Source organism: Pseudomonas sp. W5-01 (assembly GCF_046540435.1).
Taxonomy (GTDB): domain Bacteria; phylum Pseudomonadota; class Gammaproteobacteria; order Pseudomonadales; family Pseudomonadaceae; genus Aquipseudomonas; species Aquipseudomonas graminis_B.
The window spans coordinates 653,067-664,097 of the sequence record NZ_JAXCIP010000003.1 but is presented as its reverse complement, the minus strand read 5'-3'; the positions used below and the strand labels follow the sequence as shown (position 1 = coordinate 664,097).

The 11,031-nt window shown below is 59.0% G+C and carries 7 protein-coding genes; 1 reads left to right on the top strand and 6 read right to left on the bottom strand.

Annotation, left to right across the window (positions count from 1 at the left end; genetic code table 11):
- Window positions 1–4: 4 nt before the first annotated feature.
- The 5 genes from SLW75_RS12970 to SLW75_RS12950 all read right to left on the bottom strand — a co-directional run bounded on the left by SLW75_RS12970 (window position 5) and on the right by SLW75_RS12950 (window position 8,954).
- On the bottom strand, window positions 5–2,218 hold the full coding sequence (locus SLW75_RS12970; RefSeq protein WP_410934613.1) for a hypothetical protein: 2,214 nt from the start codon (window positions 2,216–2,218) through the stop codon (window positions 5–7).
- 39 nt (window positions 2,219–2,257) lie between these two features.
- Entirely contained in the window at window positions 2,258–3,430 is a 1,173-nt protein-coding gene (wecB, locus tag SLW75_RS12965) for a non-hydrolyzing UDP-N-acetylglucosamine 2-epimerase (protein ID WP_410929313.1), read from the bottom strand.
- A gap of 890 nt (window positions 3,431–4,320) precedes the next feature.
- A complete protein-coding gene (locus SLW75_RS12960; protein WP_410934612.1) occupies window positions 4,321–5,943 on the bottom strand; it encodes a methyl-accepting chemotaxis protein in 1,623 nt (540 codons plus the stop codon).
- Between the two features lie 679 nt (window positions 5,944–6,622).
- Complete coding sequence (locus SLW75_RS12955) at window positions 6,623–7,420, bottom strand: hypothetical protein (RefSeq protein WP_065986498.1); 798 nt, start codon at window positions 7,418–7,420, stop codon at window positions 6,623–6,625.
- Window positions 7,421–7,727: 307 nt separating this feature from the next.
- Window positions 7,728–8,954 (bottom strand): MFS transporter, encoded by a 1,227-nt coding sequence (locus tag SLW75_RS12950; protein ID WP_410934611.1) that lies wholly within the window; start codon window positions 8,952–8,954, stop codon window positions 7,728–7,730.
- Window positions 8,955–9,026: 72 nt separating this feature from the next.
- On the opposite strand from SLW75_RS12950, the gene SLW75_RS12945 reads away from it, so the two are divergent.
- Entirely contained in the window at window positions 9,027–9,290 is a 264-nt protein-coding gene (locus SLW75_RS12945; protein WP_410934610.1) for a hypothetical protein, read from the top strand.
- A 116-nt stretch (window positions 9,291–9,406) separates the two neighbouring features.
- Here the strand turns inward: SLW75_RS12945 and SLW75_RS12940 are convergent, their stop codons facing one another.
- Window positions 9,407–10,984 carry a diguanylate cyclase gene (locus SLW75_RS12940; RefSeq protein WP_410934609.1) on the bottom strand — a complete coding sequence of 526 codons (1,578 nt, stop codon included), beginning with the start codon at window positions 10,982–10,984 and terminating at the stop codon, window positions 9,407–9,409.
- Between the last annotated feature and the right edge of the window lie 47 nt (window positions 10,985–11,031).

Genomic DNA, 11,031 nt, shown 5'->3' with positions numbered 1-11,031 from the left:
TCCGTTACTGGCGATTGCGACGGGCGCTACGGCCAGCCAACATCAGGATAAGCACCAACAGGATGCCGCCGGGAATCAGCCACAACAGCGAAGGCGTGCGCCAGGCGTCCAGGCCCTTGGGCTCCTCTTTGTCGATGAACTGGCTACCGCTCGGATCCTTGCTGTCGAAGGTGTTCACGACACCGTTGTCGCCCAGGATTGACACGTCGCCGCGGGGCAACAGCACGGGCTTGGCGAATACCGGGGCATCGCTGCCCAGGACGCGATAGACCAGACCGTGCTGGCCACCGGCATCCACGGCCTGCAATGACGCCAGGTGGTTGAGCGGCGACAGGTCCAGCAGCGGCTGATCCTGGTGGTTGATGCGCAGGCGACCCTGGTCATCGACGCGAACCGATTCCTTGCTGTCCTTGAGCGGCAGCTCGAAGGCCAGAAAGTCTTTGTCCGGCGTGACCGTGGCTTTAGGATCGCTGCTGACTTTGAGTTCAGCGCGAAGCGGCGAAACGCCCGCACCGTCAGCCACCGAGATCACCTGCGGCAAGCTGCTGGCCGGGTAATCCAGGTAAGCCTGGGGCACGAGGATCTGCGTGTTCGTGGCGTAACGGGCGGCCATGCCGGAGAAACCGTCATCCAGTGAAATTTTGTCCAGCACGATGTGGCTGGTCGGCAATACGGAAACCGGGAACGCTTGCGGCGTTTCCAGGCAGCGATCACTGACGGGCTGACGCTGGAACGAGACACGCAGGACGTTCTTGGAACCCAGGGCGTAGCTCGGGATACGCGCTTCGATGCGCTGTTTCTCACCGTTGGCAAGCAACTGTTGCGCGCCGATCAGGTAATCGTTGAGGAACAGTGACGCCACCGGGGCAGTGTCCGAAGCGCCAGGCGCGGCGGACACATCCATCACGGCCTTGACCGGCAGGCGACCGTCGTAAGCCACGCTGCCCAGGGGGAAGGAGGCGCTCCAGTCGGACTTGGCGAGCACGTCGATGGTGCCGGGGTTGCCGCCCAGATTGGTCAAGGCCACACGGCCGTCGGCACTCAATGGCATCTGCGCTTCGCTGACGGTCAGCGTGCGACTGCGGGCCAGTTTGTTCCAGGCGCTGCTGAACAGGGCCATGGCCTTGCCGGTCGATTCAGGGGCGATCATCAGCACCGGACGGGTGCCGAGCAATGCCAGACGGACGTTATCCGTGCCCTTGGCGGCCAAACCGGCGTTCACGTGACGCTCGCGCCATTGCGTGAACGCGCTGGCAGCTGTGGCGTCCACACCTTGAATCTGGCTTTGCAAGGCGTCCAGGGATTCGTTGATCGCCTTGAGCAATTGCGGGTCGTTGATCGCCAGGTCGGCCTGCACGTCAGGGGTCTGGCCGAGCATCAGCAATGCACCGATTTCCGCCGGGTTGGCCAGGGCATGCGGGCCCTTGCCGTTGAGGCTGGCGAAGGCCGGAATGCTCTGCAGTTCGGCCGGAATGCGCAGTGCGCTCAGGTCAACGCTGTCCTGCACGGCAGGGAAAGACAGGATGCGCGCATGTTTGCCGATCCGTTCCAGCACAACGCCCAGGCGCCAGGCGGCGTCGTACGTGCCGACTGCCAGGCTGCCCGGCGCGACCATGATGCCCGGCTTGGCCGGCAATGCGGTCCAGGCAGCGCCGACGTCCTGCAACAGGTTGGCGTCGTAGCTGTAATTGAGGCGGGTGTCGGGTTCGATGCGCAACACGTTGCCAATCGCGCGTTCGTCTTCACACAGCACGCGAGAAACGATCGACGACCAGGCCACGCCCAGGCGTACCGAACCGCTGTTGCGAGCGGCCTTGTCCACGCCGAGCGTGGAGCTGGCATTGCCTTGCGCTTCGCTGAGGCCTTCGGCCCGTACCGGATAGCCATCCAGGGACAGCAGCAGGGTGTTGCGACCGCCCTCCCCATTCAGGTAGCTGGCATCGAAGTTCAGCGACGCATCGGCCAACGGCACACCCGCCGGAACCGGCAGGTACAGTTCGCGGCGCGAATCCGTGGAGCCGAGCACGATGGGGGCGTCGATGCCCAGATCTCTCAGGCGAATCTCCCGGTGTTGCAGCGTATCGGCATTGAGTCGGTTGATCGCCTCGGTGAGCGGGCTGTCCGCCGCCAGGGCAAAGTTGGGCATGAGCGCGAGCAGGCTCACGCCACAGACAAGGGCGCTAAGTGCGCCCGTTTGGGTGGCAACGGAAGACTTCATTCAGGCAGATCTCAAGCTAATAGAGGGGTCGGGCGTTTGTTACTGGTAAGTGGACGACGGACGGTTGTCGTCCCGTGCCGGGGCGCTGTGCCCGTACTCGAGGTATCTGGGCACGTGCAACTGGCCGACCACGAAGTCGTTGACCGGGCGGCCCATCAAGGCATCAACGATGCGCGAACTGGCCTTGCCGTCACCGTACGGGTTGGCCGCCTGGGACGCGCGGCGCCACAGCAGGTCGTCGTCAAACAGCGCGTTGACGCCGCTGATGATCGAGTCCGGAGAAGTGCCGACCAGCCGCACGGTGCCCGCCGCAACAGCTTCAGGCCGTTCGGTCACATCGCGCATGACCAGTACCGGTTTGCCCAGGCTTGGCGCCTCTTCCTGCACGCCGCCGGAATCGGTAAGGATCACGTGGGCGCGCTGCATCAGACGCACGAACGCGAGGTAATCCAGCGGCTCGATCAGGTGCACATTGGCCAAGCCGCCTAAATGCTCGGTCACCGGGCCCAGGACGTTCGGGTTCAAGTGCACCGGGTAGACGATCTGGATATCACTGCGCTGGGCCAGTTGACGCAAGGCTTTGCAAATATCCAGGAAGCCGTCACCGAAGTTTTCCCGACGATGGCCGGTCACCAGCAGCACTTTGCGGTCGTTGCGCAGGAAGGAGTATTGCTGATCCAGCCGGGTACGCAGTTCAGCGTTCTGATCAATGCGTTGAGCCGTCAACTGCAGGGCATCGATGACCGTGTTACCGGTCACGTAGGAACGCCCTTGCAAGCGCTCGCCCAGCAGATTGCGGCGCGATTCATCGGTCGGAGCGAACAGCATGTCGGCACTCAGATCGATGCACCGGCGGTTCATCTCTTCAGGCCATGGGCTGTAGATGTCACCGGTGCGAAGACCGGCTTCGACATGCCCCACAGGGATCCGGCGATGGAAGGCGCACATCGACGCGACCATGGCGGACGTGGTGTCGCCATGCACCAGCACACGGTCCGGCCGGGTGATTTCCAGCACCGGATCAATGGCTCCGTACAGCGCGGCTGTCAGCGAGTTGAGGGTCTGATGCGGCGTCATCACATCGAGCGTGAAATCAGCTTTCAGATCGAACAGCTCCAGCACCTGCTTGAGCATGCTCTGGTGTTGGCCGGTGATGCAGATCTGCGAGTGAATACCCGGCTCTGCAGCCAGTGCCTTTACCAGCGGGGCCATCTTGATGGCTTCCGGACGTGTACCGAAAATCGACAGGATTTTAATCCCGGAATGACTACGAGCGATGATGCCCTCCTCACACGGATGTTCCGCGCCTACTCGCTGCTCAAGGCGTCATTGCGTCTTGAACGAACTGAGAATTGAGTTTATTGGGCCGGGGACTTAATCAGAATTCAGACTTGATATTCACTTCTTGTGAGATGGCGCATTGCCTTGCTTCCCGGAGCAGTCGGGATTATTAACACTAATAGGGATGACTGCAAACACAGATGGGCAAAAAGAATGTTTAATTATCCAGTGTGAAACTTCTGAAGTTATGAACAGTCGATTAGGGGTTTTTATTTCGTTGGGAGTGGAAACTTCTTGAGCAACTTAATGGGCGTTTGCCCCAGTGTTTCCGGGGGTGCCGGGATTAATACATGCCGCCCGTCTGCCGAATTGGACCTTTTCTTATATACCGTTGTCGCGACGCGGGCTATATAGAAATACTTAATCCAATGCACCTTCGATAGTCACCGCAATGGCGCCTGTATATTGTCGAAGCCGATAGCGAGAGTGTCGGACAATACATACCCAGTTGCAAGCCTGTTATGTATCGAAAGAGAAATATATGAGGCCATCACGGGTTAGCGCTCATGCAGCACCCAGCGTCTTCGCTGGGGCGGCCTGTTCAGGGTGAGTCTTTAAGGGTGAAAAAAGTCACCTCGAACCGGCATGGTAAAGATCGGGTTGTGCACCCAGCCGAACCTCGCCCGGATCCCGCGCGACTGCTTAGCCCGCCAATAGACCAGCCGGGAAGCTCACGGGGGACGCCAGGGCAGTGTTCTTCTGCCCGACATACCGGCAAGCCTTCCGCACTCATCTTCAAGAACACATCATTTCTGACAGTCTTACAGACGGAACCGACCCACTTCCTGCTTGAGCCCTATCCCCAGCTGATTCAGATCATGGCTGCTGCGCAAAAGGTCTTGCACGGACAGATTATTCTGCTCGGACATCTGTGCAGATCGCTCGACGTTACGGGCGACGTCCTGACTGGCCGCTGTTTGCTCACGCAATGCCAGCGATATCTGTTCGACGACCACGAGCACCTGGCCAGAGCTTTCACTGATTTCGGTAATCGCCTTGCCTGCCGACTCCGCCATCTCAACGCCCTGGCTAACTTCCATCACGCCGCTGCGCATGCTCTCCACGGTATCGCGGACGCCGAGCTGGATCTTGTCGATCATCCCGGCAATTTCCTTGGTGGATTTACCGGTGTTCTGCGCCAGCAACCGCACCTCGTCGGGCACGACTGCAAAGCCGCGACCCTGCTCCCCCGCCCGCGCCGCCTCAATGGCCGCATTGAGGGCAAGCAGATTGGTTTGATCTGCGATGCCCTGAATAACACTGACGATGGTGGAAATCTGCTCGGAGTGTTGACCCAGCTCCGACACTTTGGTCGACGCATGCTGCACGGTCTTGGCGATACCATTCATGCTGATAAGGGTGTTCTGGATAACGGCCGATCCATCCAACGATTGCTGACCAGAGCGACTGGCAAGTCCACCGGCCTCCCCCGCGTTATTGGAAACATGATTGATACTGACCGTCAGCTCTTCAACCGTGGCCGCCATCGCTGATGCTGCGTTGGATTGTTCGCTCACCGCGCCGGAAAGCTGCTGCGACGCCCCTGAGATGTTCTGTACGGACTCGATCAACTGGCTGGCAGCTTGATTGATCTGCTGGATCATCTCTCGCAGGCGAGCTTGCATACGAGCAAACGCCTTCGGCAGTTCATCGCTGGTACTGGTATCGATCACCGTGTCCAGTCTGCCCTCGGCGACTGCGGTTGCCGCGTCGATAGCCACCTGCAGGCGGGCACGGACCGTGCGGCCCAAGGCGTAAGCCAGAATGATTGCCAGAACGGCGGCAATCAGCCCACCGGCCATCAGGATCGTGATCGCGCGATCCTTGGCGTCGTTCATCTCTTGAGTGCGCCGTGCCAGCAGGGCTTCTTCCGTCTGCGAGATATCTGAAATGATCCCGCGCATGCCATCCATTTTGGCTTTGTCCGCGCCACTGTCGATGCGCTGATCAACCGAATCATCGGAGTTGCCGCTTTGTGCCAATTGACGACGCTGAGCAATGATCGAATGAACATCTTCGTCCAGCCAGCGTGTTTGTAACTGCGCCAATGAAGCCAGTCGTTTCTGTTGTTCGGCGTTATCAATCGTCAATGATTTGAGCGTTGCCAACGCATCGGAAAACTTCGCTTCACCGGCAATCTGCGGCTCAAGAAAGTTGTCCTTGCCAGTAATCACGAAGCCGCGCATGCCGGTCTCGATATTGATCAACTGTTCAAGGGCCATCTGGGACTGATTTAACACACGATACGTGTGGACGTTGCTGTTAATTGCGCTGTCGACCTGACCAAAACCACGATAGGCACTGAAGACAAGAACGCCCAGAATCACCACGATCGCGGCGAAACTGAGATAGAGCTTTTGGGTAATACTGAGTTTGCTAAACATAGGTGTGCACTTCGACAGTGGAGCATCCTTCGCTCCGGCTTTTAGTTTTTTTCGCGAACAATCTGGTCGATATCATTCCGACATCACTCTTATCGACAGCTTTCTTCGCAGCTTGAATCCGGCTGTTATTTGCCATCAAACGTGCAGCATCACGCGCGCGGAGATGGATTCGCTTTAGTCCACCCTACGCCTCTGCCCTTTTCGAGCCCGGAGCGGTACTTTTTGACGGGATAAGCAGGGTCGAGGACTTCCGCCACACAGACACTGCTATTGATGGGGACGATGCAGGCAGCGAACTGGTCGCACAGGTGCGCGACGCCTGTGTGCATATCGCCAAACGTTTTTTAGACGTCAGGCACTCGGCAGGCGCTGTGCGTGGGCTTCTCAGGTTGACTGCACCTGTCGCTCTCGCTCGGCAACAACATCAGCGCTCAGGCAGCGTTGGGGGGAAGGTTCTCTGGTTCAACTACTTGAGCACTGGCAACTCAAGGGGGCGTTCTCGGACGAGATCAATCTGGTTCGACCTTACTCGCCACAAATTCCCAGGGCTGTCACTGCTCTGGTGGCGTATCTCAAAGACCAGTTTTTACAAGGTTTCTGTTGTCGGAGATGATCCTCAGTACCCTGATTCAGGCCCTGCCAGGCATGTCCCCCAAAAGAAACATGCGGCAGGAATCGTTTAGAGCATGCCCGCGACGTTGCGCACCTCTTCGGGTGCCGCTTTGGTTTCTGACAAGGCGCCGGCATAGGCGCCAGCCGCCATGGCCGCCGGGTTGCCGCCACCGCCGATCAGGCCTTCGGCCGCGCCTTTGGCGGTGTGCACCCCGCCTTCAACCCCGCCTTTGATCATCCCGCCAGCGCTGCCATCAGACTCACCGATCCCCGTCATGACGTTACTCAAGCCGGGGACCATCCACAGCGCTTTGCCCACTTCGCCAGCGGCCGATGCCAGTCCGTTCTTGTCATCGCCTTTCTCCGCCACAGGGGCGTCCTTGGTCTGGGTGCGGGCAGAATCGCCGGCGGAATGCGCACTCGCCCCGCCACCGAACGGCTGCAACAGCGCCCCGATTAACTTATCAAGCAGCTGCATCAAGGGAGAAGACGGCTTCGAAGCCTCACCGTTGTTGCTCAGCCCCGGGCTTTGCTCAGCCAGAGACTGGTTTTGCAAAGCGGCCGGCGCGCCACTCCCGGCAGGGCCGCCATAGTTGACCGCGCCTGTGGGGGACTGAGCGGCGTATTGGGAATTCTGCGTGCTTTGGTCAGCCCGATAGATGGCCGCGCCGCCGCTGGCCAGAGCCCCGGTACCTTGGGCCACGTTGCTGAAGTTACCGGTGGCGCGGCTGCCGCCGTTACCGGAGTCATTGGGGCTATTCGTCGGTTTGCCCGCGTCGGGCGTCGGTTTGGCGTCCGGCTTGGAGGCATGGGGGGTAATGTCAGGCGTCTTGGGCGACGAGGCGCCGATTCCGGGTAATTTCACGTTTTTTCTCCAAACTGAAAGGTCGGTTGGCAGTGCCCCAAGCCCACTCATGGCCGCTTGCACAGGTGCAGGCGTGTTGGATGTTGTCACGGGGCGATCGCTGTGAGGTTCGCGTGGTGAGTGGGTTGCCCTTGTGTGGCGCTGGAGGGCCGATCGGTTCCGCGCACAGAGCAATGCAATCACGCGCTTTCGCTCTTTTTTAAAACGCCTGATAGTCGTGGGGGCAATGCAAGCACTGCGGGCGGGCGTCAGGCGCCCGCTTCAGGCTCACCGACTACAAATGGCAGTACACACTCCCGTGGCGACCTCAGGAACGAATCCTCGCCCCCGAGATACCGTGCAGCAAAACCGCAGACGCCACGAACGCCAGCGAAGCGCCCACGACATTCGCAAAGTACCCGGTGCTCAAGCCATAGAGCCAAGCACTCAACAATCCCCCCAGCGTGCCGCCGGTTTGGTAGACCGCGTTGAGCGATGAGTTAAGACTTCCCCTGCGCGACGCTTCAACCAGCCCCATGGCATCGCCTAGGATCAACGCCAGCATCAGGTCTCGGCCGAACGCGAAAGCCATGTAGGCGGCGCCTTGCGTAAACGGCGAGCCCTCGCCCCATGGGATCACCTGAATCACCACCGCGATCGCCATCGAGGCGACGGCGCACAGGCGCAACGGATTGTTGAACCGACTGGCAAGCCTGGCGGAAAGCATCGCGCCGAACAGTCCGCCGACCTCGCCAATAAAGATGACCGAGCCGACGGTATCGAAGCCGAATGAGGACAGGCTGTGCTGCACCAGCCAGCTCGGATACAGCCCCAGAAAAACGTACACGCCAATCGACCAGCAAAAGTACGCCGCCATTAGCGGGCGGGTGCCGGGACTGGCCGACAGCGACGTCAAGCGCTCCTTGTACATGGCTCGGCTTATTCTGGAAGAGGACAACGAAGCTGAAGGCGGTGTGGGAAAGGTAAGCGCCAGTCCGGCAAGGGCGGCGCAGACAAGCGCGAGGCCAATGACCGTGACTTGCCACGACAGCAGCCCTCCGACGACAACGCCCATCGACAGCGAGCACAAAAAGGCAATGGGCGCGGCGGTGGTGACATACCCGGCTGCCCTGGTGCGTTTGGGCTCGGGGACATAGTCCGCCAGGGCGGCGAAAATCGATGCGCCAATCATCGGCATGAACAGCCCTGTCGCCGCCCGACTCAGCACGATCATCGAAGCGCTGTAGGATGCGGCGGTGATCAGCAGCGTGCAGCAGCAAGCAGCCCCTCCCACCGTGATAAACAGCTTTCTGCCAAAGCGATCAATCAGCGGACCAAGGGCGAGATTGCTGATCAGCGCCACGACCGGAAAAGCGGCCAATATCCACCCTGACTCACTGGAAGAAAGGTGCAGATCACGCTGAATAAAAGGCAGCAGCGGGATCATCATCACCACGTTGAAGTTAATGATGAAAAACGCTATCCAGAGGATTCCGGTCACCAGCACGTGTGCCCCCTTGTGCGCGTGGGCGTGACATTGCCAAACGACTTCCATGTTGCGGAACTTTGTCTACGCTGAAAAGCGATGGGGTCATGAGGACCTCGACGTTCGCTCAGGAGTATTACCATGCACAAGCTCGTTTCGTCTGCACTCATCACTGCACTGATGACTGCGTCCGTTGTTCCTTTGGCCCTCGCCGAAGACGACGTGGCAAAAGGTATCCATCACGACAATCGGGAGTTGGACAAGGGCGTAGAACACGATGCCACGGAAGCCGACAAAGGCGTCAAGCACGACGCCAGCGAAGTGGATAAAGGCGTTAAACATGACGACGAGGAACGTCATAAAGCGGATAAGCATCTGGATAAAGAAGTCAAAAAACATCTCTGAGTGCGCTGAGTTCCGCTCATCAAAGGCTGTTATTTGAAAGGAATTGTCGATGCGTTTTCTTCTTTATCGCTGCCTGCAGCACTTATCGTGTGAGGCGATGCAGCCATGGACTGCGCTTAAATAACCAGCGTTGCGGGTAACCCCTCGGCAAGGTGATTATCCGCACACGCCCCCTGAATCAAACGTCCCTCGACACGGTTGCGACCCTTGGTTTTAGCGAAGTAAAGGAGTCGATCGGCTTCTTCAAGCGCGGCTGTATAGCCCTCTTTCTCGGGTGCATCGATCACCACCACGCCCGAGCTGATCGTGAGTTTGCCCAGCGGGCTGGCTGAGTGCTCCATGCAGTTGTCCGCGATGGATGACTTGACCTTTTCGGCCACACTCAACGCACCCGCCAGGTCCGTTTCGGGCAGCAGCATGACAAACTCTTCACCGCCGTAACGTGCCGCGACATCCCCTGCCCGCTTGACACTGTTGCCGATCAGCCCCGCGACCTGCTTCAGGCAGTCGTCACCCCGGAGATGGCCGTAGTTGTCGTTGTATTGTTTGAACCAGTCAATATCCAACAAAATAATGGCGATCGTTGAGTGATTACGGCTTGCCCGTCCCCACTCCCGGTGCAGGGCAGCGTCGAAGCAACGTCGATTGGGCAGATGCGTCAAGCTGTCGGTCTGAGCGATGATCTCCAGCTCGTTGCGGGCAATGTTCAGTTCACCTTCTGCAGTCATCACCTGCTTGATTTGTCGGTACAACAAGATGCCGAGCAGAACCAGGGCCAGGATAATCATGCCGGTCAGGATGATGGATCGTTGCGCATAGGCCCACCAGGGCGCGAGGACGTATTCGCAAGAGACGCCAGCCGCGGCGACGATGGGTAATCCGGACACGCGCCGATAGGCGTAGATCCTCTCGATGCCATCCACCACAGAGGTGATAACGGCGGTGCCGCTATCGCTATAGGGTAGATAGCGCGTGAAGATATCGCCCTTGGCCACGTTGGTGGTCATCAATGCGGTTAATGTAGGCCGCCGGGCCAGCAAGTCGCCATTGTTCAGGGCCAGGAAGATGACGCCCTTGTCGTCGACGTCCATGCGCTCAAAAAACTTCTGAAAATAAGCCACGGGAACCGTTGCCAGGGCAACACCTGCGAAACTGCCGTCAGCCGCAGTGATACGCCGACTGATCGGGATGACCATGTCCCCCGTATTCCGGCTTTCCACAATGGAGCCGATGTGGATGGATTCATCAGCGTTATCACGGTGATAGACGAAGTAGGCGCGGTCGTCGTTGGTTTTAGCCTTGACGCCTTTGGAGAAGGAGTTGGCGACCCAATTGCCCTGGGCATCGTAGATGAAGAGCCCTTGAATCCCTTCCACGTTCACCACGGCTTGAGCCATCAGCTTGGTTAATCGTGTTTGCTGCTCACCTGCGATGCCGTCATGTTCAACACGCTCAACGAGATCGCGCAGCGTGTTGTCAGCCTGTCTCAGGGTGTCCTGGGCTTGCTGCTCAGCGGCAAGGACGATGTTGGAGACCGCAATTTGCGCGGTGGCGATGCGCTCACGCTTGGACTGGTTCATCTGCCAGGCTGTCGCCAGAATCAACGATAGACAAACCAGGGCAATGAAGCTGATCAGCGCTTTGCTGAGCGCCGAGGCGGTTAACCTGGTCGACATAAAGGAGAAATGCTTCATTGGGCTGTCATCGGATTGGCGGTAGGGGGCGCTATGCAGTTTCCGTA